The sequence below is a fragment of the Aeromicrobium alkaliterrae genome (genome assembly GCF_039529015.1).
GTDB classification, from domain to species: domain Bacteria; phylum Actinomycetota; class Actinomycetes; order Propionibacteriales; family Nocardioidaceae; genus Aeromicrobium; species Aeromicrobium alkaliterrae.
This window is the reverse complement of the sequence record NZ_BAAAME010000002.1, coordinates 861,684-886,817: the sequence shown is the minus strand read 5'-3', so window position 1 is coordinate 886,817 and position 25,134 is coordinate 861,684. Positions and strand designations below refer to the sequence as shown.

The window sequence follows — 25,134 nt, the reverse complement described above, 5'->3', positions numbered from 1 at the left end:
GCCGCGCACCAGGGCGTGAACCACCGGCGGTTCCCTCGCCCCGACACGCGCAGGTAACGCGCGTCATGCAGGGTGGTCACATGGCGATCAAGGTTGGACTCGAGCACCGCACGACGTACACCTTCGACCGCGCGGTGCGGCTGAGCCCGCACGTCGTGCGACTGCGGCCGGCACCGCACTCGAGGACGCCGATCGAGGCCTACTCGTTGCAGGTCGAACCGGCCAACCACTTCATCAACTGGCAGCAGGACCCGTTCGGGAACTGGATGGCGCGACTCGTGTTTCCCGAGCCGGTCGACCACCTGGACGTCACGGTCGGCCTGGTCGCCGACCTGACGGTCGTCAACCCGTTCGACTTCTTCGTGGAGGAGTACGCCGAGCGGTTCCCGTTCGACTACGAGCCCGGCCTGCGCGCCGACTTGGCCCCGTACCTGGCGCCCGTCCCGGAAGCCGCTGAGGGCGGGCCCGGCCCCGTCGTGACGACGTGGCGCGACCAGCTGCCGGCGCTGCCGGAGGACGGGGTGCCGATCGTCGACTTCCTCGTCGGCCTGAACGCTGCGGTCAACCGTGACGTGGAGTACTCGGTGCGCATGGAGCCCGGCGTGCAGACCCCGGACACCACCCTGCTGCGGGCCATCGGCTCGTGCCGCGACAGCGCCTGGCTCCTCGTGTCGCTGCTGCGGCAGTACGGTCTGGCGGCGCGGTTCGTCTCGGGCTACCTCGTGCAGCTCAAGACCGACCCGCTGCTGGCCGCGCAGGCCCTGGACGGCCCGACCGGCGCGGTGGAGGACTTCACCGACCTGCACGCGTGGGCCGAGGTCTACGTGCCCGGCGCGGGCTGGATCGGCCTCGACCCGACCTCGGCGCTGTTCGCCGGCGAGGGTCACATCCCGCTCTCCGCGACACCCGACCCGGCGTCCGCCGCACCGATCACGGGCCAGATGGAGGCGGCCGAGGTCGAGTTCTCGTTCTCCAACGTCGTGCGACGGGTGCACGAGGACCCGCGCGTCACGCTGCCCTACACCGACGAGGCGTGGTCGCGGGTGGACGCCGCGGGCCACGCCGTCGACGAGCGCCTCGTGGCTGACGACGTCCGACTGACCACCGGCGGCGAGCCGACCTTCGTCTCGATCGACGACATGACCGCGCCGGAGTGGACGACGGACGCCGACGGCCCCGACAAGCGCCGCCTCGCGGGTGAGCTGGCGGCCCGGCTGCGCGAGACCTACGCCGGAGGCGGCGTGGTCCACCGCGGCCAGGGCAAGTGGTACCCGGGCGAGCCGCTGCCCCGGTGGAACGTCGCGCTCCAGTGGCGCACCGACGGCGAGCCGCTGTGGACCCGGCCCGAGCTCCTGGCCGACCCCTGGAACGCCGACGAGGCCGTCGAGGGTGCGCCGGCGAGCGCCGAGCGCCTGGCCCGCGCCTTCGCCGCTGCCGTGGGCGTGGACGACGACCGCGTGATCCCGGCCTGGGAGGACCCGCTCGTCCCGTTCACCGCTGCGCTGCGGAGCCCGACCGGCGAACCCCCGGCCGACCTGCCGGAGGCGCTCGACCCCGGCTGGGCCGCGGGCCTGGACGCCGGTGTCCCCGAGCCGTCGGGCTGGGTCGTGCCCATCGTGACGGGGGAGACGTGGTCGAGCCCGCGCTGGTTGTTCCGTCGCGGCCGCCTGGTCCTCGGGCCGGGCGACTCGCCGGTGGGGCTGCGGCTGCCGCTCGACGCCGTCTCGTGGGAGCCGCCGGAGGCCTCCGGCGACCCGTCGTACCTCGAGGCCGGCCCACCGCTGACGACCGTGCTCCCGAGCGCGATGAGCGTCGAGCCCCACGACGCGCCGCGCACGGCGCTGACGGTCGAGGCCCGCGACGGGTTCGTCTACGTGTTCCTGCCGCCCACCGAGCGCCTCGAGGACTACGCGACGCTCGTGGCGACGATCGAGAAGGCCGCCGCCGACCTCGACGTGCCGGTCGTGCTCGAGGGCTACCCGCCGCCGCCGGACTCGCGCCTGACCCAGCTCGTCGTGACACCCGACCCCGGAGTCATCGAGGTCAACCTGCAGCCGACACGGACCTGGGACGAGCTGCGCGACCTGACCGACACGCTCTACGACGCCGCCCGGCGCACGCGTCTCGGCACCGAGAAGTTCGACCTCGACGGCTCGCACACGGGCACGGGAGGCGGCAACCACCTGACGCTGGGCGGCCCCACCCCGGCCGACTCGCCGCTGCTGCGGCGCCCCGACGTCCTCGGCAGCCTCATCACGTACTGGCAACGCCATCCGTCACTGTCGTACCTGTTCTCGGGCCGCTTCATCGGTCCGACGAGCCAGGCACCCCGGTTCGACGAGGGCCGCCCCGAGGCGGTGTACGAGATGGACATCGCCCTGCGCGAGCTCCACCGCCTGGCCGCGGCCCCCGCCGACGAGGACGGCGAGCTGCCCGCCCGGCCGTGGCTCGTCGACCGCATCCTCCGCCACCTGCTGACCGACCTGACGGGCAACACGCACCGGGCCGAGTTCTGCATCGACAAGCTCTACAGCCCGGACTCCTCGCGGGGACGTCTCGGTCTGCTCGAGCTGCGCGGCTTCGAGATGCCGCCGCACCCGCAGATGGCCCTGGTGCAGGCACTCCTGGTGCGCTCGCTGGTCTCGATGTTCTGGCGCCGCCCCAACACCGAGCCGCTCGTGCGATGGGGCACGGCCCTGCACGAGGACTTCCTGCTGCCGCAGGGCGCCGTGGCCGACATCGGCCGCGTCGTCGAGGACCTGCGGGCCGACGGCATCGAGTTCGAGCGCAGCTGGCTCGACCCGTTCGTCGAGTTCCGATTCCCGCGCCTGGGCCGCACGCTGATCGAGGCACGGGGCACGCAGGTCGAGATGGAGCTTCGCAGCGCGATCGAGCCCTGGCACGTCCTCGGCGAGGAGGCGACCGGCAGCGGCACCGCTCGCTACGTCGACTCCTCGGTCGAGCGGCTGCAGGTCCTGGTGCGGGGGCTCGACCTGGATCGCTACCTCGTGGCGTGCCATGGTGTCCCCGTGCCTCTGACCCCCACCGGTACGCCGGGCGAGTACTACGCCGGTGTGCGGTACCGCGCGTGGCAGCCGTGGTCGGCCCTGCACCCGACGATCGAGGTGCACTCGCCCCTGCGCTTCGACCTGGTCGACACCCAGGCCCAGGTCTCGCTGGGCGGTTGCACGTACCGCGTCGTCCACCCCGGCGGGCGGAACTACGAGCACCCGCCGGTCAACGCCGCCGAGGCCGAGGCCCGTCGGGCCACGCGCTTCGAGCCGTTCGGCCACACGCCGGGCCGCATCGACGTCGCCGCCGCTCGTGAGCGCGCGGCCCGGGCGATGGCGCCGGAGTACCCGCGCACGCTCGACCTGCGGCGCGTGCCGGCCGACGAGCTCCCGGGTCACCGTGCCCGGAGCGATCAGCAGGAGCGCGACTGACGGTGCTGCACGACTACTCGGCGGCGGTGGCCCAGCCGACGCTGAACGCCGAACCGGCCCGGTACGACGAGGTCGTCGCACCGGACGGTTCGTTGCGCCCTGCGTGGAAGGCCCTCGCCGGCGCGGCGATCGGCCTGGACCGCGAGGAGCTCCAGCGGATCAGCGCCGACGTCGTCCGCTTCCTGAGCGACGACGGCGTGCGGTACTCCCGGCCGGGGGAGTCGCCCTCGTGGTGGCGCCTCGACCCGGTGCCGATCGTGGTGTCCGCCGAGGAGTGGGCGCCGCTCGAGGTCGGGCTGGCGCAGCGCGCCGAGCTGCTGAACGCGATCCTGGTCGACCTGTACGGCCCCCAGACGCTCCTCGCGACCGGCGTCCTGCCGCCCGAGCTGGTCTTCGGGCACGGCGGCTTCCTGCGGGAGCTGCGCGGCGGGCCGGGGGAGCAGCACCCGCTGCTGATCTCCGCGAGCGACGTGACTCGCACCGCTTCCGGAGACTGGCAGGTCCTGGCCGACCGCACGGGTGCCCCGTCCGGGATCGGGTACGCGATGGAGAACCGGCGGGTCATCAGCCGCGTCGTGCCCGAGCTCTACCGCGACGCTGGCCTGCACCGCGTGGCCCCGTTCTTCCAGGCCGTGCGCGCCGCCATGATCGACGCCGCACCGGGGGAGGCGAGCGACCCGCGGGTCGTGCTGCTCTCGCCGGGACCGCAGTCGGAGACGGCGTACGACCAGGCGTTCGTCGCCTCGAGCCTCGGCTTCCCGCTCGTGCAGGGCAGCGACCTCGTCGTGCGCGACGGGATCGTCTGGATGCGGGTCTTCGGCCGGCTCGAGCGGGTCGACGTCATCGTGCGCCGGGTCGACTCCGCCTACACCGACCCGCTGGAGCTGCGGGGCGACTCGCACCTGGGCGTCACGGGCCTGGTCGAGGCGGTGCGCCGGGGGACGGTGCGGGTCGTCAACGGGCTGGGGTCCGGCGTCGTCGAGAACCTCGGCCTGGCGCCGTTCCTCGCGCGGGCGTGCGAGGTGCTCCTCGACGAGCCGCTGCGGCTGCCGTCGATCCGCTCCTACTGGCTCGGCGACCCCGACGAGCTCGAGCAGGTCCGGCCCCGGCTCGAGGAGCTGACGATCCGCACGATCGACCGCACGGACCCGACGGGCCCGCTGACGGGCGACGACCTGCTCGAGCGCATCGAGGCCGAGCCGTACCGCTTCGTGGCGCAGGAGCGGCCCCACCACTCGCAGGCCCCGGCTCTCGGGCCGTTCGGCGTGCAGCCGGAGCCGGTCGTCATCCGCACGTTCACGGTGCGGCACGGCTCGGCCTACCGCACGCTGCTCGGCGGTCTCGGCTCGATCATGGAGACCGGTCGCGTCCCGCGCAGCAAGGACGTCTGGGTGCTGAAGTCGCGGCCCGACGAGCCCGACCAGCGCCTCGTCGAGGTCCTGCCCATGACCAACGTGCGCGCGCCCGCCGCGATGGTCCCGCGCGTGCTCGAGGACATGTTCTGGTTCGGCCGCTACGCCGAGCGCGCCGAGGACACGCTGCGGCTCGTCATCGCGGCGCACGGACTGGCCCAGGACTTCCGGTCGCGTCCGTGGTCGGCCGGAGGCCAGAACCTCCGGGTCGTGTCGCGCAAGCTCCGTGACCTCAGCCCGTCGCCGTTCGAGGAGGACGAGTTCGACGAGGAGCTGCGGTCGCTGCTGCTCGATCCCTTCCGACCCGGGTCGGTGGCGCAGTCGGTGGCCTCGCTGCGCGACGCGGCCCAGGCCGTGCGCGACCAGCTCTCGCCCGACGTCTGGCGCGTGTTCGGTGCGATCGACCGCGCTGCCAGCACGCTCGCCGAGTCGGCCCTGAGCCACGAGGTGACCAACTCCGCCGGCCGGATGCTGACGGCGATCTCGGCCCTTCACGGCGTCATCGACAGCATGATGCGCGACGACGGATGGCGGATGATCATGGTCGGCCGCGCCATCGAGCGCTGCCAGCAGGTCGTCCGGCTGCTCGACGGCACCGTCACGGAGCGCCGCGGCATCGACGTCGACCGCGACGTCCTCTCGACCGTGCTGATGATCGCGGAGAGCGCCGTGACGCACCGCCGCCGCTACCGCGGCTACGTGCGCCCGGCGGGGGTCGTGGAGCTGCTGATGTTCGATCCGGACAACCCGAGGTCCGTCGCGTTCAACCTCGCCCGCGCCTCCGAGGTCCTGCGCGCGCTGCCGGCCTCGACCGGCTCGACCCGTCCCGAGCGCCTCCTGGCCGACCTGCAGGGCGAGCTCGAGAACCTCGAGCTCGCGAGCCTGGTGGTCATCGAGGGCGAGCGGCGACCCCACCTGCAGCAGGCCGTCACCACGGTGCGCGGGCTGCTGTCCCGGTTCGCCGACGCCGTCGTCGAGGTGCACCTCGTCTCGGCGCCCACGCCGCGCTCGTTCGACCTGCCGCGTCCGGTGCGGGAGGTGGCGCCGTGAGGTACCAGGTCCGACACACCACGACGTACACCTACGACGCCGACGTCAGCGACAGCTACGGCGTCGCGCACGTGACCCCGCGGGAGCTGCCGTGGCAGCACGTCGGCCGTCACGAGGTCACGGTCGACCCGGGTGCCACCGACCAGTGGGCCGCGACGGACCACTACGGCAACACCCGCACGTACTTCCAGGTCGACGAGCCGCACCAGGTCCTGCGGGTCGAGGCGTTCTCGGAGGTCGAGGTGCTCACCGAGGTGCGCGACGACGAGGCCGACGCCCAGCCGTGGGAGACGTGTCGGCCTGCGGGACGCCGCGAGGTCGTCGACGCCTGGTCGGCGACCGAGCTCGTGCTGCGCTCCGACCTCGTCCCGCACGCCGCGCTGGCCCGCGACTACGGCGCCGACTCGCTGACGCCGGGGCGCCCCCTGGTCGAGGCGGCGATGGACCTCATGCACCGCATCCACGCCGACTTCACGTACGAGCAGGGCGCCAGCACCGTCACGAGCACGATCGACGACCTCTTCGAGGCGCAGGCCGGTGTGTGCCAGGACTTCGCGCACCTGACCCTGGCCTGCCTGCGGTCGCACGGACTCGCCGCCCGCTACGTCAGCGGCTACCTCGCCACCGACCCACCTCCGGGCAAGGAGCGCATCGTGGGTGCCGACGCGTCGCACGCCTGGGTCGCGCTCTGGGTCCCGGGCGGCACGTGGCTGGCGCTCGACCCCACGAACGACCAGCTCGCCGGCGAGCGGTACGTCACGACGGCGTGGGGGCGCGACTACGCCGACGTGCCACCCGTCAAGGGCGTCATCTACAGCGAGGCCAAGACGTCGCTGCTCGACGTCGAGGTCGACGTCGCTCCCGTGTGAGTGTCTCGTCCCACGACGAGCCCAGATTCTGCGACGATGTCGTCCATGCATGACCGTCCGCTCTGGCCGTACGCCACGGCCCTGGCCGGCCTCGCGATCATCGTGCTCGGCGTGGTCCTGGGGCTCGTGGCCGGCATCGCCAGCCGCGACGGTCGCGCCCTGCCGGGCGGCGCCTCGGACCCGGCGGCCGCCGTGCTGATGTGGGACCGCGCGTTCCGCTTCGGCGACTGCGACTCGTTCCAGGAGACGACCACGGCCGAGTTCCGCGCCGACTACGGTCAGTCGGCCGCCGACTACTCGACGTGCGACGGTTTCCACGAGGGCCTCGAGGAGATCGAGGACGGCAAGCCCGACGACTTCTGGCGGACCTACGGGATCGAGATCCTCGACGTCAGCATCACGGGCGACACGGCCCGGATCACGACCGAGGAGAGCTGGACGTACCTGGACGACGGGCGCGAGCGTGAGACGTCCGACACGTACACGTACGACCTCGTGCTGGTCGAGGGCCACTGGCTCATCGACGACGCCAGCTTCCTGTACGCCGGCGACGAGACGAGCGTCTGACGCCGAAGAGCGGATGGGCCAGCCAGCCGTCACACTGAACCGTGCGCGCCTTCACCTGCTCGACCTGTGACAACCGTCTGTTCTTCGAGAACAGCCTCTGCGTCTCCTGCGGCTCCGCCCTGGGCTACTGGCGGGAGTCGGCCGACATCGTCGTGGTCGACGCCGACGGGCGGTTCGTCGACCCGGAGGGCTACGTCTGGCACGTGTGCCCGAACCTGAACCTCACGGGCTGCACCTGGCTGACGCGCCTCGAGGGCGAGCCGTGCGAGGCCTGCCGTCTGACCCGCACCCGACCCGCCGACGACGACGCCATCGGCCTGTCGCAGCTTCCGGTCGCCGAGGCGGCGAAGCGCCACCTGCTCGTCGAGCTGACACGGCTCGGCTTCGGCTGGGTCTCGCGCGAGGACGACCCGGAGACCGGCCTGGCGTTCGACATGCTGTCCAGCGTCGACGAGAACGTCGTGATCGGCCACGAGGACGGCCTCATCACGATCGACCTGGCCGAGGGTGACGACGCCCACCGCGCGAAGGTGCAGGCTGAGCTGGCTGAGCCGTACCGCACGATGCTGGGTCACCTGCGACACGAGGTCGGGCACTACATGGAGGCGCTGCACGTGCGCGGCGACCGCATCCAGGAGGCCCGCGAGCTCTTCGGCAACGAGGAGATCTCCTACGCCGACGAGATCGAGCGGCACTACAACGAGGGTCCGCCCGCCGACTGGGCGGAGAGCTACATCAGCACGTACGCCACGATGCACCCGTTCGAGGACTTCGCCGAGAGCTTCGCGCACACCCTGCACATCCAGGACTCGGTGGACACGGCTCGCTGGAACGGGCTGATCACGGTCGAGCCGGACGCGTTCAGCATCTTCAGCGATCTCGTCACCGGGGTCTGGATCCCGCTGTCGACCGCGCTCAACCAGATCAACCGCAGCATGGGCGCCGACGACCTCTACCCGTTCATCATCCCGCCGAAGGTGCTGGCCAAGCTCGACTTCGTCGACTCCCTCCGCCAGCGGTAGGAGGATTCGGTCCCGGTGGGGTGCGGGTGAGACACTGGGGGAATGACCGAACCGCGCGCGCTGCCGCTCGTGCTGGCACCCCCGAAGGGTCGGGGCAAGCCGCCGCGCCACCTGGCCGACCTCTCGGCCGAGGAGCGCGCCGCCGCCGCTGCCGAGCTCGGTGAGCCGGCGTTCCGGGTCAAGCAGGTCGCGCACCACTACTTCGCGCGGCTCGAGCGCGACCCGGCGAACATGACCGACCTGCCCGCGAAGAACCGCGACGCGATCGCCGGCGCTCTGCTTCCCGCGCTCCTGACCCCGGTCCGCACGCTCGAGGCCGACAAGGGCACGACCCGCAAGACGCTGTGGCGCCTGTTCGACGGGTCGCTCGTCGAGTCCGTCCTGATGCGGTACCCGTCGCGCGCCACGATCTGCGTGTCGAGCCAGGCCGGCTGCGCCATGGCGTGCCCGTTCTGCGCCACGGGCCAGGGTGGTCTGCAGCGCAACATGAGCACCGCCGAGATCGTCGACCAGGTCGTCGACGCCGCCGCCACGATGGCCAGCGGTGTCGTGCCGGGTGGCCCCGGGCGCCTCTCGAACGTCGTCTTCATGGGCATGGGCGAGCCGCTCGCGAACTACAAGTCCGTCATCGGGGCCGTGCGGCGGATGGTCGCTCCGGCGCCTGACGGGCTCGGCATGTCGGCTCGCAACATCACGGTCAGCACGGTCGGCCTCGTGCCGCGCATCCGTCAGCTCACCGACGAGGGCATCCCGGTCACGCTGGCGCTGTCGCTCCACGCGCCGGACGACGAGCTGCGCGACGAGCTCGTGCCGATCAACACGCACTTCAACGTCGCTCAGACGGTCGAGGCCGCCTGGGACTACGCGCGCGTGACCAAGCGTCGCGTGTCGATCGAGTACGCGATGATGCGCGACATCAACGACCAGGCGTGGCGCGCCGACCTCCTCGGCGACGTCCTGAACGCCTACGGCGACTGGAGCTGGGTCCACGTCAACCTCATCCCGTTGAACGAGGTCCCGGGCTCGAAGTACACCCGCTCGCGCGACGAGGACATGGACGAGTTCGTCCGCCGGCTCGAGGCCAAGGGCATCTCGACGACGATCCGCGACACCCGCGGCGACGAGATCGACGCCGCCTGCGGCCAGCTCGCCGCCGCCGAGTAACCACGACCGCTCGCGAGTGAATTCCCGCCCCCTCGCGAGTGAGTTCCCGCCCCACGAGGAGCGACTTTCCGCCCTTCTCCGGTCGTTAGCCGCTGGGGCAAAGCACCGATCGTGACGACGGTCCGACCGCGATAGGTTCGTCGACATGGCTCATGACGCGAGCTGGGCTCGCACGGCTCAGGCGCAGCTCCGGGTCATCTTGAACGAGTGGGACCCGATCGGCGTTTTCTACCCGGGGGATCCGGATGACCTACCCGATGCTCTCGACGCGTACGACTGCATGCGAGACCCGCTGATCTCCTCCTTGCTGAAGGGAGCGGATCGGTCGGAAGTGGCTGAGCTTCTCAGGAGGGAGCTGACCGATCACATGGGGATCGAAGCTTCCCAGCTCACGGACGACGTTCTGGACCGCATCTTCGTGTGGTGGGAGTCGGTGCGATGAGATCGGACCGCCCCATGGTGGGTACCCCTTGAGTCACGTTGACCCCGCTCAACGAGGTCCTTGGGCTCGAAGTACAGGCGCTCGCTCGACGAGGACATGGACGAGTTCGTCCGCCGCTTGGAAGCCCAAGGGCATCTCGACGACCATCCGTGACGCCCGCGGTGACGAGATCGACGTTGCCTGCGGCCAGCTCGCCGTCGCCGAGTAGATTGGAATCGTGGCGAGCGTGCAGGCCGACGATCCTCAACGCCGCGCCGACTTCTATCGAAGAGCTGGCCTTCTGACGGGTCGCACTTTGCGTTCGGTCCAGTACTGGGACGTTCTCATCGAGGGCTCCAAGAACCCTCGATGGGACTTCGGGGACTGGCATCACGTGGAGATGGGCGTCGAGCTGGAAACCGACGTCGGACCCGTGACCATCACCTGGTCGAACGCCTTCTTTCCGTACGGTGTGGACGTCTTCGACGGGCCGATGAGAACCCATTTCGTCGGGCACTCGCTGACGCCGATCGGACCAGCGCTGCCCGGTCGGTGTGAAGGGATCCTCGGGACGAGTGTCAGATCCTCGAGCATCATGTGGGAAACCGTCAGCCTCGGCCCGGGCCGACTGAGCGACGGCACGATCGTGTCGTCTGAGAGTTCGTTCGATCTTCCTCTTGCCCTGCGGCTCGATTTCGACGCTGGGCATGTGTGGTTCGTCGTGGCGAACCCGTGTCCTCCTGAGATGAAAACTGCTTTCGCGCCAGGCGACGAGGTGATGGTGGTCTTTACTCGCGAGAGGTTGTCCGGCCTCCTCGGAATCGACGATGGTTCGCCCCCCGCCGAGTAACCCACGACCGCTCGCGAGTGAGTTTCCGCCCCGCGAGGAGCGACTTCCCGCCCTGCCCTGGACCTGATGCTGTGGACCCAGGGGCGGGAATCCACTCGCCGAGGGGCGGGAATCCACTCGCCGCGGGGCGGGAATTCACTCGCGAGGGGGCGGGTTGTAGGGGTGAGTGGAGGTGGGCGGATGCACGTCGAGGGACTGTGGCGCTACCCGGTCAAGTCGTTGCGCGGCGAGCGCCTGACGACCGCTGAGCTGACCGACGACGGCGTCCGAGGCGACCGGGTCGTGCACGTGCGCGGACGCAAGGGCCCGTTGACGGGGCGCACCCGCCACGGCCTGCTGACCGTCCCGGCGGTCACCGGGGACGACGGCGTGCCGTGGGTCGCGGGCCACCGCTGGGACTCGCCCGCGGCAGCCGAGGAGATCAGGCGCGCGGTCGGTGAACCCGCGGATCTCGTGGCCTACACCGGCCCTGAACGGTTCGACATCGGCAACCTGCTGGTCGCGACCGACGGCGCCGTCGAGCAGTTCGGTCACGACGTCCGTCGGCTCCGCCCGAACATCCTCGTGGGCGGCACGCTCGGCGACGAGGAGCGGGACTGGGAAGGTCGCGCCCTGCGCATCGGCACCGCCGTCGTGGGGATCTTCGCGCGCCGCATCCGCTGCGTCGTGACGAGCATCGACCCGGACTCCGGTGAGCAGGACCTCGACGTCTTCCGCGAGATCCGCACCCGGTTCGACAACCGCCTGGCGCTGGACGCGTGGGTCATCACTCCCGGAACGATCCGCGAGGGCGACCAGGTGGAGGTCGTCGACACGTCCGCCGAGCCTGCCCACCTGGGTGGCTGGATCGTGGGTGCGCCGTACCGCGCCTGACCCGGCGACGGTCCATCCTCCGGTCCCGCTAGCGTGACGGCCATGTCGGATCCCGTGCCCCCCGCCTCTGACGACGCCGTCCTCACCGCCGAGCGCGACGGCGACGTCGCCGTGCTGACGCTCACGCGTCCCGATCGGCGCAACGCCCTGAACACCGACCTGTGCCTCGCGATCCGCGCGGCCGTGGACGAGGCCGTCGGCACGGGAGCGCGCGCCATCCTGGTGACCGGCGAGGGCACGGCGTTCTGCTCGGGCGCCGACCTCGGAGGCGTGTACGGCGACGAGTTCCTCGACGCGCTCTACGGGATGCTGCACCACCTCGCGAAGGTGCCCGTGCCGATCGTCGCCGCCGTGAACGGGCCGGCGATCGGGGCCGGCACGCAGCTCGCGATGGCCTGCGACCTGCGCGTGGCCGATGCCACGGCGAAGTTCGCGGTGCCCACCGCCCGCAACGGCATGGCGGTCGACGCCTGGACGATCCGCACGCTGGCGGAGCTCGCCGGCACGGGTCGCGCCCGCCGGCTGATGCTGGCGGGGGAGTCCCTCGACTGCGAGGAGGCCCTGCTCTGCGGCCTCGCCGACCGCGCCGGCACGCTCGAGGACGCGCTGGCCTGGGCGCACGAGATCGCCGCGCTGGCGCCGCTCGCGCTGGCGCACAACAAGCTCGTCCTCAACGGATCGACGGCCGACGACGCCGCGATCGAGCAGAGCTTCCGTGACGTCTGGGCGTCCGAGGACGTCCGCGAGTCGCTGACGGCCCGCGACGAGAAGCGTCGACCGGTCTTCCGGGGCGTCTGATGTCGCGCACCTCCACCCTGGCGTTCCTGACGCTGGATCACCACGTCGTCCACGGCCGCGCCGACGACGTCGCCCTGAGCGATGACGACGGAGACCTGACGTTCGCCGACCTGCTCGACCAGGTGGCCTCCCTCGCGGGTGCCCTGCGCCTCCTGGGCCTGACCGACGGCGACACGTTGCGGATCGAGCTGACCGGCCGTGCTCGCGTCGTCGCGGTGCTCGCAGCCCTGCGACTGCAGGTCGTGCCCGGCGACGACGGTGCGAGCATCGCCGGTGACCCGGCCTCGGCGACGATCGGCGACGAGGAGGTGCCGTGGGACCTCCTGCGAGGTCTGGGCCGCACCGACCCGCTCCCGGCCCCGGCCGCTGACCTGGACGGCGTCGAGCGCTGGCGGGTGGAGCACCCTGACGTCATCGACGCCCTGCTCGACGGAGCGACCCTGCAGGTCTAGGCCGGCGCGTGCTCGATGCCGGCGAGCGCGGCGATCGCGTCCCACACCCGACGTCGCAGCACCGGGTCCTCCGACGTCCACGGCAGGTAGCTCGTCGAGCGCGGGCGACGGTCGGACCAGAACAGACCCGACGTCGTCGCGGCCTCCGGGGCAGCGGTCAACCACACGAGCGTGTCCGCCCCGGAGTGCGCGTCGCGCAGGATCGGCCGGATGGCGCGCGCGAACCCCGGCATGCTCTCGGCGATCCCCTCGGTGGAGGCCCAGCCGGGATGCATGCTGTGCACCGCGACGCCGTCGTCGGCCAGGCGGGCGGCGAGCTGCTCGCCCAGCAGGACCTGCAGGCGCTTGGTCCGGGCGTAGGCGCGGATGCCGCGGTACGTGCCCTCGCGGTACTGCAGGTCGTCGGCCAGGGCGCTGTCCAGGGGCGCGGAGTACATGCCGCCCGAGGACATGATGAGCACGCGCGCGTCGTCGGCGGCTCGCAGCGCCGGACGCAGGAGCTCGGTCAGCAGGAGCGGCCCGACGACGTGGGTCGCCAACGTCAGCTCGGTGCCCTGGGCGGACTCGCTGCGCGCCGGGGGCATCACGCCGGCGTTGTGGATCAGGGCGTGCAGCTCAGGAACCTGCTCGAGCGTGCGGGTCGCGTAGGCGCGCACGGCGTCGAGGTCGCTCACGTCGCAGGTCTCGGGGCGCACGTCGGCGTTCGGCACGGCAAGGCGGAGGCCTGCCGCGGCCTCGTCGAGGCGTGCCTGGTCGCGGCCCAGCAGGTGCACGACGGCCCCGAGGCGTGCGAGGTCGGTCGCTGCTGCGAGGCCCAGGCCGCGGCTCGCGCCGGTGACGACGACGTGCTTGCCGACCAGGGAGTGCTCCGGCGGGTCCGCCGGCCACCAGTGCCGACGCAGCGTCGGTCCGATCGAGGAGTACCCCGCAGGGACCACCTTGTCGAGGGCGGTGTCGATCGCGCGCGTGACCGTGCTCGGGAGGCTCATGCCTCCACGCTAGGCGAGGTCCGGTGAGAAGGCCGGGTCAGAGCAGGCCGGCGTCGTGCACGGCGATCGCGACCTGGACCCGGTTGGTCGCGTCGAGCTTGGTGAAGATGTGCGCGAGGTGCGCCTTCACGGTCGCCAGGCTCAGGTGCAGGTGCTCGGCGATCTCGGCGTTCGACGCGCCGCGTCCGACCGCGACGGCGACCTCGAGCTCGCGCTCGGTCAGCTCCGAGACCCGCTCGCGAGCCTGGTCGGCGACCGCGGTCGGGGCGGCGTCGGCGACCTGCCGGATGAGCTGGGCCGTGATCGTGGGGGAGAGCATCGGCTCGCCCGCGACGACTCGCGCGATGGCGTCGACGATGTCGGCCGGGGCCGTGTCCTTCAGCAGGAACCCGTGCGCGCCCGCGGCGAGGGCTCGCACGACGTAGTCGTCGGCGTCGAAGGTCGTCAGCACGATGACCTTCGGCGGGTCGGGGAGCGCCAGCACCTGCGCGGTCGCGGCGATGCCGTCGAGCACGGGCATGCGGATGTCCATGAGGACCAGGTCGACGCCACCGGCGCGCACGAGCTCGAGCGCCTCGCGGCCGTCGCCGGCCTGCCCGACGACCGAGATCGTGTCGGACCCGCCGAGGATCAGGGCGAGACCGGCCCGCACCAGGGCGTCGTCGTCGACCAGCAGCACACGCACGGGGCCCTCAGGACTCATGCGGGCCACGGTATCCACGCCTCGAGCACGAAGTCACGGTCGGAGGTGATCCGGTGGTCGAGGCGCCCGCCCGCGAGCTCGACCCGCTCCCGCAGGCCGATCAGCCCAAGGCCCGACGGGGGCAGCACGGACGCGGGCTGCCCGAGCGGGAGCTTGTTGCGGACGACGACGCGCAGCCCGTCGCCCGGACGGCCGGACACCTGCACCTCGGCGGCCGTGTGCGTGGCGTGCTTGCGCACGTTGGTCAGCCCCTCCTGCACGACGCGGTAGACCGTGCGCCCCGTCGTCTGCGGCACGGCGTCGACGTCCAGGTCGAACGCTGCCTCGACCCGGAGGCCGGTGGCGCGCGCCTCGCCGATCAGCGCGCCCACGGCCGACGCATCGGGCTGCGGCCGCTCCGGCGCTGCGTCGCCGGGGCCCTCCCGCAGCAGGCCGAGGACCTCCCGCAGCTCGACGAGCGCCTGGTGGGCGTTCTGCTGGATCACCCCGGCGGTCTCGCGCATCTGGTCGGGCGAGAGGTCCTCGCGATAGGTCAGCGCCCCGGCGTGCATCGTGACGGTCGAGATCCGGTGGGCCAGGACGTCGTGCATCTCGCGGGCGATGCGGGTGCGCTCGCTGACCCGGGCCTGGGCGAGGCGTGCGGCCTGCTCCGACTCGGCCGTGTCGGCGCGCTCGCGCAGCGTGCCCAGCAGCTCGCGCCGCGAGCCGACGTACATGCCCCAGGCGATGATCACGCCGAGCACGGCCACCAGGGCCGGCCCCGTCACGATGAAGTCGTCGCGCTGGGCGTCCGGCTCGTTGCGCAGGCCGATGAGGCCCGCGGCCAGCGTCACGAGGCCGACAGGCACGATCTCGCGCCACTGGCGCCTCGTGGCGAGCGAGAAGAGCGAGAGCGTTGCCGGTCCGCTGGCCGAGTACGACACGCAGGTGACGGCGTTCGTGACGAGTGCGACGAGCACGGGGCGCTGGCGACGCCGGGTCGACAGCACGGCAGCCGCGACGCCGAGTCCCAGGTCGAGCCAGAACCACCACTGCGCGTTCTGCCACTGCCAGATCGCGATCGAGGCCCAGGCCACGCCGCTGATGAACAGGGCGAGGGTCCACCTCCAGACGCGGCCCCACCGGGAGATCGGCGGCGGGTCGAAGACCTGGCGCCGTTCGCGGGGCAGGGACTCGTTCACGTCGTCAGCCTAGGTGAGTCGCTCGGCCCGGCAGACCGGCCGACAGGCTCGGGCGTCTTCATACTTTCGGCGGCGAACCGTGGACGGCGGGACGATGCGGGCGGGGCCGTCGCACCGGCAAGGTGGAGCCCATGATCACCGTTGAACACCTCTCGAAGACGTACGGCGCGTTCCGTGCCGTGGACGACGTCTCGTTCACGTGCAAGCCCGGCACCGTCACGGGCTTCCTCGGTCCGAACGGCGCCGGCAAGTCGACGTCCATGCGCATCATGGCCGGCCTGACGATCCCCGACTCCGGCACCGCCACGATCGGCGGCGTCCGCTACCGCGACATCCCCAACCCCGGCACGCAGGTCGGCGTCCTCCTGGACGCCTCGGCCCAGCACGCGGGCCGCACGGGCCGCGAGATCCTCACGCTCAGCGCGCTGACGATGGGACTGCCGAAGTCCCGCGTCGACGAGATGCTGAACCTGGTGAGCCTCTCGGACTCCGAGGCCAAGCGTCGCGTCAAGAACTACTCGCTCGGCATGCGCCAGCGCCTCGGCATCGCCAACGCGCTGATGGGCGACCCGAAGATCCTGATCCTCGACGAGCCGGCCAACGGCCTCGACCCGGCCGGCATCCACTGGATGCGCAGCCTGCTGCGGGCCTACGCGAACCAGGGCGGCACCGTGCTGCTCTCGTCGCACCTGCTCCACGAGATCGAGATCATCGCCGACGAGATCATCGTCATCGGCAACGGCAAGATCGTCGCCCAGGGCACCAAGGCCGAGCTCCTCCAGGGCGCCGGCGCCTTCGTGAAGGCCGCCGACAACGCCGCCCTGGCCGGCGCGCTCGCCCAGGCCGGCCTGACCGCCTCGCCCAGCGACGGCGGCCTCTCGGTCGACGCCGAGCCCGCCCAGATCGGCCAGGTCGCCGCAGCGGCCGGCCTCGCCCTCGTCGAGCTGCGTGGCGCGGACAGCGCCGGGCTCGAGGAGATGTTCCTGCAGCTGACCGCCACCACCCAGCGCGAGGGTGTCGTCACCACCGGAGGTGTCGCATGAGCGCCGCAAACCCCACCGCCCCGCCGCAGACCATCCAGACCCAGCGTCCTGGTGTGCCGTTCGGTCGCCTCGTCGCGGTCGAGCTCCGCAAGATGTTCGACACCCGCTCGGGCTTCTGGCTCGTGGCGAGCAGCCTCATCATCTCGGTGATCGCCGCGGTCATCGTGATCCTGGTGGTGCCGGACGAGAGCCTCTCCTACGAGATCTTCGGCGCCGCCTTCGGCACGCCGCTCGCCCTGCTCCTGCCGATCATCGCGGCACTCGCCGTGACGTCGGAGTGGAGCCAGAGGTCGGGCCTGGTCACGTTCAGCCTCGCGCCGAACCGCGCCGCGGTCATCGGTGCGAAGGCCGCCGCCTCGATCATCGTCGCGGTCGTCGCGATCGTGTTCGCGCTGGTCATCGGTGCGCTGGGCAACGTCGTGGGCGCCGCGATCAACGGGATCGACCCGGTCTGGGACCTCGACGCGACCCAGCTCGTGTACCTGCTGATCGGCAACATCCTCGGGCTCCTGATCGGCTTCATGCTCGGCGTGCTGCTGCGCAACTCCGCCGCCGCGGTCGTCGGGTACCTCGTCTACTCCTTCGTCCTGCCGGGGGTCCTCGCGATCCTGGCGGGCCTGCAGGAGTGGTTCCGCGACCTGCAGCCGTGGATCGACTTCGGCTACGCCCAGCAGCCGCTGTTCGACGGCAGCGACCTGGGAGGCGAGCAGCTCGCGCAGCTCGGCACGTCCGGCCTGATCTGGTTCGTCATCCCGATGGCGCTCGGACTCTGGGCCGTCCTGCGGGCCGAGGTCAAGTAGGTCCGGTGGTGCTCGACACCACCTCACAGCTCCCTGCCGCTTCGGGGGAACCGGCAGTGGTGAGCCAGAATGGCGACATGCGCAAGCGTGTCGCCATTCTTGGTTCCACCGGGTCCGTCGGGACGCAGGCTCTCGAGGTGGTCGAGGCGACCCCCGACCGGTTCGACGTCGTGGCCCTGGCCGCCGGCGGTGGTCAGCCCGAGCTGCTGGCCCGCCAGGCGATCGCGCACGAGGTCGAGGTCGTCGCGGTCGCGCAGGCCACGGCCGCCCAGGACGTGCAGCTGGCGCTCTACGCCGAGGCCCAGCGGCGCGGCTGGGAGCAGGGCGACCACCGCATCCCGCGCCTGCTGGCCGGCAAGGACGCGGCGACCGAGGTCGCCCGCACGCCGTGCGACGTGGTGCTGAACGGCATGACGGGCGCTGTAGGCCTCGGGCCGACGCTGGCCGCGCTGGCAGCCGGCACGACCGTCGCCCTGGCGAACAAGGAGTCGCTGATCGTCGGGGGCGAGCTGGTCACCTCGGCCGCGCGGCCCGGCCAGCTGGTCCCGGTCGACTCCGAGCACTCCGCGCTGGCCCAGGCCCTCAAGGGCGAGGACCCCGCCGACGTGCGTCGCCTGATCGTCACGGCGAGCGGGGGACCCTTCCGGGGCCGCACCCGTGCCGAGCTGACCGACGTCACGCCGGAGCAGGCCGCGGCCCACCCGACGTGGGACATGGGCCCGGTCATCACGATCAACTCCGCGACCCTGGTCAACAAGGGTCTGGAGGTCATCGAGGCCCACCTGCTGTTCGGCATCGACTACGACCGCATCGACGTCGTGGTCCATCCCGGGTCGGTCGTGCACAGCATGGTCGAGTTCGTCGACGGGTCCACGATGCTCCAGGCGTCCCCGCCCGACATGCGGCTCCCGATCGCCCTCGGGCTCGCCTGGCCAGCGCGTGTCCCCGGGGCCGTCCCCGGCTGCGACTGGACCTCGCCCGTCACGTGGCAGTTCGAGCCGCTCGACCACGTCGCGTTCCCCGCCGTCGCCCTCGCGCAACGGGCGGGCCGCTTCGGCCGCACCGCCCCGGCGGTGTTCAACGCGGCCAACGAGGTCTGCGTCGACGCGTTCGTGGAGGGCCGTTTGGACTTCCTCGGCATCGTGGACACGGTGGCCGAGGTCGTGGAGGAGCACTGTGGCTCCGCCGAGGCGGGCGCCGCCGACCTCACGCTCGAGGGCGTGCTCGACGCTGACGCGTGGGCGCGTGACCGGGCCCGGACCAGGATCGAGACCGCATGACCGCCGTCATCTACGCCCTCGGCGTGATCGCGTTCCTCGTGGGCGTCGCGATCTCGATCGCGCTCCACGAGTGCGGCCACATGTACCCCGCCAAGAAGTTCGGCGTGAAGGTCACCCAGTTCTTCGTGGGCTTCGGCTCCACGGTGTGGTCGACGCGACGCGGTGAGACCGAGTACGGCCTCAAGGCCATCCCGCTCGGCGGCTACGTCAAGCTCGTCGGGATGCTGCCGCCGGGGCCGGACGACGACCCCCACGCGGTGCGCTCGACCAACACGGGTCTGTTCACGCAGCTCGTCACCGACGCGCGGCAGGCCGAGTACGAGACCATCACGACCGCCGACGAGCCGCGCCTGTTCTACAAGCTGCCCTGGTACAAGAAGGTCGTCGTGATGGCCGGCGGGCCGATGGTCAACGTCGTCATCTCGGCGTTCCTGTTCGCCGTCGTGATCATGGGCTTCGGCGTCGAGCAGCCCACCACGACCGTCCAGACCGTCTCGGACTGCGCCATCAGCGACGCCGAGGCCGGTCGCGCCTGCACCAGCGAGGACCCGCCCACGCCCGCGAGCGAGATCGGGCTGCTCCCCGGCGACGAGATCACCGCCTTCGGCGGCACCGAGGTCGAGTCGTGGGACGAGCTCACCGGACTGATCCGGGCGAACGGCTCCGACACGTCCACGATCACCTACGTCCGCGACGGCACGAGCTCGACGGTGCCCGTCACGACCTCGGTCATCGAGCGTCTCGCGGTCAACGACCCCTCGAAGGTCGAGGACGTCGGATTCCTGGGCGTCTCGCCGGAGTTCACCTACCAGCGCCAGGGCCCGCTGTACGTCGGCGAGGTCATGTGGGAAACGACCCAGCGCACCGCCGAGGCGATCCTCCACCTGCCGTCCCGGATGGTCGACGTCGTCAAGGCCGCCTTCGGCGCCGAGCGACCCGACGACAGCCCCATCAGCGTCGTCGGTGCCAGCCGGGTCGCGGGTGAGCTCGTCACGGTCGACGAGCCGACGTGGGCCGAGCGCGCCCAGCGGGTGCTGACCCTGCTCGCGAGCCTCAACCTGTTCCTCGCGCTGTTCAACTTCGTGCCGCTCCTGCCGCTCGACGGCGGCCACATCGCCGGCGCGCTGTGGGAGGGGGCCCGGTCGCGCTGGGCCCGCCTGCGCGGCAAGCCCGACCCGGGACCCGTCGACGTCGCCAAGATGCTGCCGGTCGCCTACGTCGTGGGCATCACGCTGATCGTGATGAGCGTGATCCTGATCTATGCCGACATCGTCAATCCCGTCCGGGTGACCTGAGGTGCGCGGGCCGATCTGAGGTGCGGGGCGCTAGATTCGGAGTCATGAGCATCGATCTGGGTCTGCCCGAAGCGCCGCCGCCCGTGCTGGCGCCGCGGCGGGTCTCGCGCAAGATCAAGGTCGGCTCGGTCGACGTCGGTGGCGACGCCCCCGTCTCGGTCCAGTCGATGACGACGACGCTGACCTCCGACGTCAACAGCACGCTGCAGCAAATCGCCGAGCTGACCGCCGCCGGCTGCGACATCGTGCGCGTCGCGTGCCCCAGCCAGGACGACGCCGACGCGCTCGAGGCGATCGCGCGGAAGTCGCAGATCCCGGTCATCGCCGACATCCACTTCCAGCCGAAGTACGTGTTCGCCGCGATCGACGCCGGCTGCGCCGCCGTGCGCGTGAACCCCGGCAACATCCGCAAGTTCGACGACCAGGTCGGCGCGATCGCCAAGGCGGCCAAGGACGCGGGCACCTCGCTGCGCATCGGCGTCAACGCGGGCTCGCTCGACAAGCGCTTGCTCGAGAAGTACGGCAAGGCCACCCCCGAGGCGCTCGTGGAGTCCGCCGTCTGGGAGGCGTCGCTGTTCGAGGAGCACGACTTCCACGACTTCAAGATCTCGGTCAAGCACAACGACCCGGTCATCATGTCGCGCGCCTACGAGCTGCTCGCCGAGCGCGGCGACTGGCCCCTGCACCTCGGTGTCACCGAGGCGGGGCCGGCGTTCCAGGGCACGATCAAGAGCTCGGTCGCCTTCGGCTACCTGCTCGGCAAGGGCATCGGCGACACGATCCGCGTCTCGCTGTCGGCGCCTCCGGTCGAGGAGGTCAAGGTCGGCATCCAGATCCTGCAGTCGCTCAACCTGCGCCCGCGCAAGCTCGAGATCGTCTCCTGCCCGTCCTGCGGGCGGGCCCAGGTCGACGTCTACACGCTGGCCGAGGAGGTCACCGCGGGGCTCGACGGCCTCGAGGTACCGCTGCGCGTCGCCGTGATGGGCTGCGTCGTCAACGGCCCGGGGGAGGCCCGCGAGGCCGACCTCGGCGTGGCGTCCGGCAACGGCAAGGGTCAGATCTTCGTCAAGGGCGAGGTCATCAAGACCGTGCCGGAGAGCAAGATCGTCGAGACCCTGATCGAGGAGGCCATGCGCATCGCCGAGGACATGGAGCCCGTCGACGGCGGTGCCGCCCAGGTCACCGTGACCTAGGCTGACCCCAGTCGGTCGAAGGGAGCTCGTCGTGCTGGGCACGCGCACGGAGGTACGGCCCCTGACGCCGTTCGACCTCCCGGAGTTCCGTCGGGTGATCGAGGCCGATCCGCACGTCAACGTCTTCCTGCGGCACCGCGGCGACCTGACCCGCCTGGAGCCCCGCTGGCTCGGCGGCCAGGTGCTCGGGTTCTTCGTCGACGGACGCCTGCGCTCGGTGTGCCACTGCGGCGCCAACGTCGTGCCGGGGGAGGCCGACGACGCCGCGATCGACGCGTTCGCCGAGATCATCGGCACGAGCCCCGTGCGGCCGGCCTCGATCGCCGGACCGCGTGACGCGGTGCTGCGCCTGTGGGCCGGCCTGGAGCCCGCGTGGGGTCCGGCGCGCTCGGTGCGCCCCGACCAGCCGTTCCTGCTGATCGACCACGCGCCCGTCATCGCCCCCGACCTCCGGGTGCGTCGGGTCATGGTCGACGAGCTCGACCTGCTCTACCCGGCCTGCGTCCAGATGTTCACCGAGGAGGTCGGCGTCGACCCCGAGGCCACCCACGGCAACCTGTACCGGGCGCGTGTCGCGCAGCTGATCGCGCAGGGCTGGTCCTACGCCATCGTCGAGCGCGACCGCGTGCTGTTCAAGGCCGAGGTCGGCGCCACCGGGCCCGGCACGTGCCAGCTGCAGGGCGTGTGGGTCGACCCGGAGCTGCGGGGCACCGGCCTGGCCGCGCCCGCCGTCGCGGGGGTCGTCAACCTCGTGCGCGACGAGATCGCGCCCACCGTGAGCCTCTACGTCAACCGGCACAACGAGCGCGCCCACCGCACTTACCTGCGCGCGGGCTTCCGCCAGCACGACACGTTCGCCACGATCCTGCTCTGAGACTCTCGCAGGCTGGGGCGGTCCAGGCCGACTACAGTCGCGCCATGGCCCGCAACCGTGACATCACGTTCCTGACCGTCCTGCTCGGCGTGGCGGGGGTGCTGCACTTCGTCAAGCCCGAGCCCTTCGAGAAGATCGTGCCGAAGGCGCTGCCGTACAAGAAGGAGCTCGTGTACGCGTCGGGCGTCGTCGAGGTCGGCTCGGCCGTGCTGCTCGCTCGCCCCCGGACCCGCCAGTGGGGCGGCCGGATCGCCGCGCTGCTGCTCCTGTCGGTCTTCCCGGCCAACGTGCAGATGACCGCCGACGTCCTGCGCAGCCGGAAGACCCCCACGTGGTTCAAGATCGGCACGGTCGCCCGCCTGCCCCTGCAGGTCCCGCTGATCGCCATCGCGCGCAAGGCTGCCTCCACGCCCCAGTGAGACGGGTCAGTAGGGTCGCTCCATGCGCATGTCCCAGCTGTTCGTCCGTACGCTCCGCGACGCCCCGACCGACGCCGAGGTGCCGAGCCACCAGCTGCTCGTCCGAGCCGGATACGTCCGCCGCGCGGCGCCGGGCATCTACACGTGGCTGCCGCTGGGACTGAAGGTGCTGGGCAAGGTCGAGCAGATCGTGCGCGAGGAGATGGATGCGATCGGCGCGCAGGAGGTGCGCTTCCCGGCGCTGCTGCCGCGCGAGCCCTACGAGGCCACCAACCGGTGGACCGAGTACGGGCCGAACCTGTTCCGCCTCCAGGACCGCCGCGGCACCGACATGCTCCTCGGGCCCACGCACGAGGAGATGTTCACGCTCCTCGTCAAGGACCTCTACGGGTCGTACAAGGACCTGCCCGTCACGCTGTACCAGATCCAGACCAAGTACCGCGACGAGGCGCGTCCCCGCGCCGGCATCCTGCGCGGCCGTGAGTTCGTCATGAAGGACTCGTACTCGTTCGACCTCTCCGACGAGGGCCTGGAGACGAGCTACCGGAACCACCGCGACGCGTACATCCGCATCTTCGACCGGCTGGGGCTCGAGTACGTGATCGTGCACGCCGACTCGGGCGCGATGGGTGGCTCGGCCAGCGAGGAGTTCCTCGCGGTGCTGCCGATCGGCGAGGACACGTTCGTGCGCTCGCCGGGCGGGTACGCCGCCAACGTCGAGGCCGTCACGACGGTCGTGCCCGAGGCCATCGCGTTCGACGGGCTGCCGGACTCGCACGTCGAGGACACGCCCGCGACCCCCACGATCGAGACGCTCGTCGACCACCTCAACGAGCGCTTCCCGCGCGAGGACCGCCCCTGGGCGGCGGGCGACACCCTCAAGAACGTCCTCGTCATGCTGCGGCACCCCGACGGCTCCACCGAGCCGCTCGCGATCGGCGTGCCCGGAGACCGCGAGGTCGACACCAAGCGCCTCGAGACGCAGGTCTCGCCCGCCGAGGTCGAGGCCTTCGACGAGGTCGCGTTCAAGAACCACCCCGGGCTCGTGAAGGGCTACATCGGTCCCGGTTCGCTGGGCACCGAGAGCGGGACGGGCATCCGGTACCTCCTCGACCCGCGCGTCGTGCCCGGCACGCGGTGGGTCACGGGGGCCAACCAGCCCGGCAAGCACGTCCTCGACCTCGTCGCGGGCCGTGACTTCACCGCCGACGGCACGATCGAGGCCGCCGAGGTCCGCGCCGGGGACCCGGCTCCCGACGGTTCCGGCCCGCTCGAGCTGGCCCGCGGCATGGAGATGGGTCACATCTTCCAGCTCGGCCGCAAGTTCGCCGAGGCCCTCGGCCTGCAAGTGCAGGGCGAGGACGGCAAGCTGGCGACCGTCACGATGGGCTCGTACGGGGTCGGCGTGTCGCGGGCCGTGGCCGCCGTGATCGAGAGCTCGCACGACGAGCTCGGCATCGTCTGGCCGAAGGAGCTCGCCCCGTACGACGTCCACGTCGTGCTGGCGGGCAAGGACGACGTCACCGTCGCCGGCGCGGAGCAGGTCGTCGCCGACCTCGAGACCGCGGGCGTCGAGGTGCTGTTCGACGACCGCCCCAAGGTGTCGCCCGGCGTGAAGTTCAAGGACGCCGAGCTGCTCGGCATGCCCACGATCGTCGTGGTCGGCCGCGGCTACGCCGAGGGCCTGGTCGAGGTCAAGGACCGCGCCACGGGCGAGCGTCGCGACGTCCCGGTCGCCGACCTGGTCGCCGTCCTCACGACCCCCTGACCGCCAAGATGTGACGACTTTGGTCCCGTCTTCGAGCCAGGAATGGGCTCAAACTCGACAATTCTGGGCGGGTGAGGGGCGGGGTCAGTCGAGGCCGGGGAAGGCGACGGGCGTGCCGCCCCAGGCCAGGCGTGCGGTCTCGGTGACGACGAGCTGGTCGACGGCGTCGCTGCGGTCGTCGCCGGTCGTGGTGCCGACGACGGCGCTCCAGGCGGCGGCCAGTCGTGACTCGACGTCCTGGGCCCGCAGGCGGGCCGAGGCCTCGTCGGCGATGGTCGCGGGCGCGTAGGCGACCTGCGGCGGCAGGGCCTCGCGGACGCGGGGGAGCAGCCGGTCGCGCTCGGCGCGGTGCGCCGCGAACGACGCCTCGGCCTGCTCGCGGAGACCCTCGAAGGCGCCACCGATCAACCCGTAGGTCCAGACCGCCTCGTGCTCCAGCGCGAGGACCTGCTCCAGGTCGCTCATGCCGCCACCGCGCCAGGAAGAGCAAGCATGCGCGACGGCGGCATGAGGGCATCCCGGGTGTTCGCTCGCTGGCGCTCGCTCATGAGACGACCCCCGACCCCATGAGCGCCAGGCAGGCCGCGATCGAGCCGAGCGTGCGCGCGAGGTCGGGCGAGACCGCCGCCTCGGCCTGGTCGCGCCGCACGCTCGCCGCGGCCGTCAGC

At 71.6% G+C, this 25,134-nt stretch carries 23 protein-coding genes; 19 read left to right on the top strand and 4 right to left on the bottom strand.

Annotated features, from left to right (window positions below; translation table 11 throughout):
- Positions 1 to 80 precede the first annotated feature (80 nt).
- The 11 genes from ABD127_RS05520 (at position 81) to ABD127_RS05470 (ending at position 12,921) form a co-directional block, all read left to right on the top strand.
- Entirely contained in the window at positions 81 to 3,443 is a 3,363-nt protein-coding gene (locus ABD127_RS05520) for a transglutaminase family protein (protein WP_344198565.1), read from the top strand.
- Positions 3,444 to 3,445: 2 nt separating this feature from the next.
- On the top strand, positions 3,446 to 5,905 hold the full coding sequence (locus ABD127_RS05515; RefSeq protein ID WP_344198563.1) for a circularly permuted type 2 ATP-grasp protein: 2,460 nt from the start codon (positions 3,446 to 3,448) through the stop codon (positions 5,903 to 5,905).
- Complete coding sequence (locus ABD127_RS05510) at positions 5,902 to 6,774, top strand: transglutaminase family protein (RefSeq protein ID WP_344198561.1); 873 nt, start codon at positions 5,902 to 5,904, stop codon at positions 6,772 to 6,774. Before ABD127_RS05515 ends, ABD127_RS05510 begins: the two co-directional genes overlap by 4 nt.
- A gap of 45 nt (positions 6,775 to 6,819) precedes the next feature.
- Positions 6,820 to 7,341: a nuclear transport factor 2 family protein gene (locus ABD127_RS05505; RefSeq protein ID WP_344198559.1), complete on the top strand. Its 522-nt coding sequence runs from the start codon at positions 6,820 to 6,822 to the stop codon at positions 7,339 to 7,341.
- Between the two features lie 41 nt (positions 7,342 to 7,382).
- The gene (locus tag ABD127_RS05500; protein ID WP_344198557.1) at positions 7,383 to 8,363 is read left to right on the top strand and encodes a zinc-binding metallopeptidase family protein; all 981 of its coding nucleotides are present in this window, start codon (positions 7,383 to 7,385) and stop codon (positions 8,361 to 8,363) included.
- Positions 8,364 to 8,405: 42 nt separating this feature from the next.
- Complete coding sequence (gene rlmN, locus ABD127_RS05495) at positions 8,406 to 9,527, top strand: dual-specificity RNA methyltransferase RlmN (RefSeq protein ID WP_344198555.1); 1,122 nt, start codon at positions 8,406 to 8,408, stop codon at positions 9,525 to 9,527.
- Between the two features lie 145 nt (positions 9,528 to 9,672).
- Positions 9,673 to 9,969 (top strand): hypothetical protein, encoded by a 297-nt coding sequence (locus ABD127_RS05490; RefSeq protein ID WP_344198553.1) that lies wholly within the window; start codon positions 9,673 to 9,675, stop codon positions 9,967 to 9,969.
- 217 nt (positions 9,970 to 10,186) lie between these two features.
- Positions 10,187 to 10,798 carry a hypothetical protein gene (locus tag ABD127_RS05485; RefSeq protein ID WP_344198551.1) on the top strand — a complete coding sequence of 204 codons (612 nt, stop codon included), beginning with the start codon at positions 10,187 to 10,189 and terminating at the stop codon, positions 10,796 to 10,798.
- Positions 10,799 to 10,978: 180 nt separating this feature from the next.
- Complete coding sequence (locus ABD127_RS05480) at positions 10,979 to 11,671, top strand: MOSC domain-containing protein (protein WP_344198549.1); 693 nt, start codon at positions 10,979 to 10,981, stop codon at positions 11,669 to 11,671.
- A 42-nt stretch (positions 11,672 to 11,713) separates the two neighbouring features.
- Positions 11,714 to 12,469, top strand: coding sequence for an enoyl-CoA hydratase (locus tag ABD127_RS05475; RefSeq protein ID WP_344198547.1), 756 nt, complete (start codon positions 11,714 to 11,716; stop codon positions 12,467 to 12,469).
- Positions 12,469 to 12,921 (top strand): hypothetical protein, encoded by a 453-nt coding sequence (locus ABD127_RS05470; RefSeq protein ID WP_344198545.1) that lies wholly within the window; start codon positions 12,469 to 12,471, stop codon positions 12,919 to 12,921. Before ABD127_RS05475 ends, ABD127_RS05470 begins: the two co-directional genes overlap by 1 nt.
- Here ABD127_RS05470 and ABD127_RS05465 read toward each other — a convergent pair.
- The 3 genes from ABD127_RS05465 to ABD127_RS05455 are packed head-to-tail and all read right to left on the bottom strand — an operon-like array spanning position 12,918 to position 15,794.
- Positions 12,918 to 13,910, bottom strand: a complete 993-nt coding sequence (locus ABD127_RS05465) for an SDR family NAD(P)-dependent oxidoreductase (RefSeq protein WP_344198543.1) — start codon at positions 13,908 to 13,910, stop codon at positions 12,918 to 12,920. The two genes, ABD127_RS05470 and ABD127_RS05465, sit on opposite strands and share 4 nt — an antisense overlap.
- Before the next feature lie 37 nt (positions 13,911 to 13,947).
- On the bottom strand, positions 13,948 to 14,613 hold the full coding sequence (locus ABD127_RS05460) for a response regulator transcription factor (protein WP_344198541.1): 666 nt from the start codon (positions 14,611 to 14,613) through the stop codon (positions 13,948 to 13,950).
- Positions 14,610 to 15,794, bottom strand: coding sequence for a sensor histidine kinase (locus ABD127_RS05455; RefSeq protein ID WP_344198539.1), 1,185 nt, complete (start codon positions 15,792 to 15,794; stop codon positions 14,610 to 14,612). Before ABD127_RS05455 ends, ABD127_RS05460 begins: the two co-directional genes overlap by 4 nt.
- Positions 15,795 to 15,925: 131 nt before the next feature.
- Between ABD127_RS05455 and ABD127_RS05450 the strand changes: the two genes are divergently transcribed.
- The 8 genes from ABD127_RS05450 to ABD127_RS05415 all read left to right on the top strand — a co-directional run bounded on the left by ABD127_RS05450 (position 15,926) and on the right by ABD127_RS05415 (position 24,466).
- Positions 15,926 to 16,837: an ATP-binding cassette domain-containing protein gene (locus ABD127_RS05450; RefSeq protein WP_344198536.1), complete on the top strand. Its 912-nt coding sequence runs from the start codon at positions 15,926 to 15,928 to the stop codon at positions 16,835 to 16,837.
- Positions 16,834 to 17,637: an ABC transporter permease gene (locus ABD127_RS05445; RefSeq protein WP_344198534.1), complete on the top strand. Its 804-nt coding sequence runs from the start codon at positions 16,834 to 16,836 to the stop codon at positions 17,635 to 17,637. The genes ABD127_RS05450 and ABD127_RS05445 overlap by 4 nt, the downstream gene beginning before the upstream one ends.
- Before the next feature lie 77 nt (positions 17,638 to 17,714).
- Positions 17,715 to 18,917 (top strand): 1-deoxy-D-xylulose-5-phosphate reductoisomerase, encoded by a 1,203-nt coding sequence (dxr, locus tag ABD127_RS05440; RefSeq protein ID WP_344198532.1) that lies wholly within the window; start codon positions 17,715 to 17,717, stop codon positions 18,915 to 18,917.
- Complete coding sequence (locus ABD127_RS05435; protein WP_344198530.1) at positions 18,914 to 20,212, top strand: M50 family metallopeptidase; 1,299 nt, start codon at positions 18,914 to 18,916, stop codon at positions 20,210 to 20,212. Before dxr ends, ABD127_RS05435 begins: the two co-directional genes overlap by 4 nt.
- Positions 20,213 to 20,256: 44 nt before the next feature.
- Positions 20,257 to 21,405 (top strand): flavodoxin-dependent (E)-4-hydroxy-3-methylbut-2-enyl-diphosphate synthase, encoded by a 1,149-nt coding sequence (gene ispG / locus ABD127_RS05430; RefSeq protein ID WP_344198528.1) that lies wholly within the window; start codon positions 20,257 to 20,259, stop codon positions 21,403 to 21,405.
- A 31-nt stretch (positions 21,406 to 21,436) separates the two neighbouring features.
- The gene (locus ABD127_RS05425) at positions 21,437 to 22,279 is read left to right on the top strand and encodes a GNAT family N-acetyltransferase (protein ID WP_344198526.1); all 843 of its coding nucleotides are present in this window, start codon (positions 21,437 to 21,439) and stop codon (positions 22,277 to 22,279) included.
- Between the two features lie 44 nt (positions 22,280 to 22,323).
- Positions 22,324 to 22,698: a DoxX family protein gene (locus tag ABD127_RS05420; RefSeq protein WP_344198524.1), complete on the top strand. Its 375-nt coding sequence runs from the start codon at positions 22,324 to 22,326 to the stop codon at positions 22,696 to 22,698.
- A gap of 28 nt (positions 22,699 to 22,726) precedes the next feature.
- Positions 22,727 to 24,466: a proline--tRNA ligase gene (locus ABD127_RS05415; protein WP_344199422.1), complete on the top strand. Its 1,740-nt coding sequence runs from the start codon at positions 22,727 to 22,729 to the stop codon at positions 24,464 to 24,466.
- Between the two features lie 84 nt (positions 24,467 to 24,550).
- Here ABD127_RS05415 and ABD127_RS05410 read toward each other — a convergent pair whose 3' ends face one another.
- Positions 24,551 to 24,931, bottom strand: a complete 381-nt coding sequence (locus ABD127_RS05410; protein ID WP_344198522.1) for a DUF4439 domain-containing protein — start codon at positions 24,929 to 24,931, stop codon at positions 24,551 to 24,553.
- Positions 24,932 to 25,134 lie beyond the last annotated feature (203 nt).

What these genes read in the sequence shown, in the direction of transcription:
- ABD127_RS05520 (WP_344198565.1), top strand. Translation starts at nt 81, where the DNA reads ATGGCGATCAAGGTTGGACTCGAGCACCGCACGACGTACACCTTCGAC.
- ABD127_RS05505 (WP_344198559.1), top strand. Translation starts at nt 6,820, where the DNA reads ATGCATGACCGTCCGCTCTGGCCGTACGCCACGGCCCTGGCCGGCCTC.
- rlmN (WP_344198555.1), top strand. Translation starts at nt 8,406, where the DNA reads ATGACCGAACCGCGCGCGCTGCCGCTCGTGCTGGCACCCCCGAAGGGT.
- ABD127_RS05490 (WP_344198553.1), top strand. Translation starts at nt 9,673, where the DNA reads ATGGCTCATGACGCGAGCTGGGCTCGCACGGCTCAGGCGCAGCTCCGG.
- ABD127_RS05480 (WP_344198549.1), top strand. Translation starts at nt 10,979, where the DNA reads ATGCACGTCGAGGGACTGTGGCGCTACCCGGTCAAGTCGTTGCGCGGC.
- ABD127_RS05475 (WP_344198547.1), top strand. Translation starts at nt 11,714, where the DNA reads ATGTCGGATCCCGTGCCCCCCGCCTCTGACGACGCCGTCCTCACCGCC.
- ABD127_RS05470 (WP_344198545.1), top strand. Translation starts at nt 12,469, where the DNA reads ATGTCGCGCACCTCCACCCTGGCGTTCCTGACGCTGGATCACCACGTC.
- ABD127_RS05465 (WP_344198543.1), bottom strand. Translation starts at nt 13,910, where the DNA reads ATGAGCCTCCCGAGCACGGTCACGCGCGCGATCGACACCGCCCTCGAC.
- ABD127_RS05460 (WP_344198541.1), bottom strand. Translation starts at nt 14,613, where the DNA reads ATGAGTCCTGAGGGCCCCGTGCGTGTGCTGCTGGTCGACGACGACGCC.
- ABD127_RS05450 (WP_344198536.1), top strand. Translation starts at nt 15,926, where the DNA reads ATGATCACCGTTGAACACCTCTCGAAGACGTACGGCGCGTTCCGTGCC.
- ABD127_RS05445 (WP_344198534.1), top strand. Translation starts at nt 16,834, where the DNA reads ATGAGCGCCGCAAACCCCACCGCCCCGCCGCAGACCATCCAGACCCAG.
- dxr (WP_344198532.1), top strand. Translation starts at nt 17,715, where the DNA reads ATGCGCAAGCGTGTCGCCATTCTTGGTTCCACCGGGTCCGTCGGGACG.
- ABD127_RS05435 (WP_344198530.1), top strand. Translation starts at nt 18,914, where the DNA reads ATGACCGCCGTCATCTACGCCCTCGGCGTGATCGCGTTCCTCGTGGGC.
- ispG (WP_344198528.1), top strand. Translation starts at nt 20,257, where the DNA reads ATGAGCATCGATCTGGGTCTGCCCGAAGCGCCGCCGCCCGTGCTGGCG.
- ABD127_RS05420 (WP_344198524.1), top strand. Translation starts at nt 22,324, where the DNA reads ATGGCCCGCAACCGTGACATCACGTTCCTGACCGTCCTGCTCGGCGTG.
- ABD127_RS05415 (WP_344199422.1), top strand. Translation starts at nt 22,727, where the DNA reads ATGTCCCAGCTGTTCGTCCGTACGCTCCGCGACGCCCCGACCGACGCC.
- ABD127_RS05410 (WP_344198522.1), bottom strand. Translation starts at nt 24,931, where the DNA reads ATGAGCGACCTGGAGCAGGTCCTCGCGCTGGAGCACGAGGCGGTCTGG.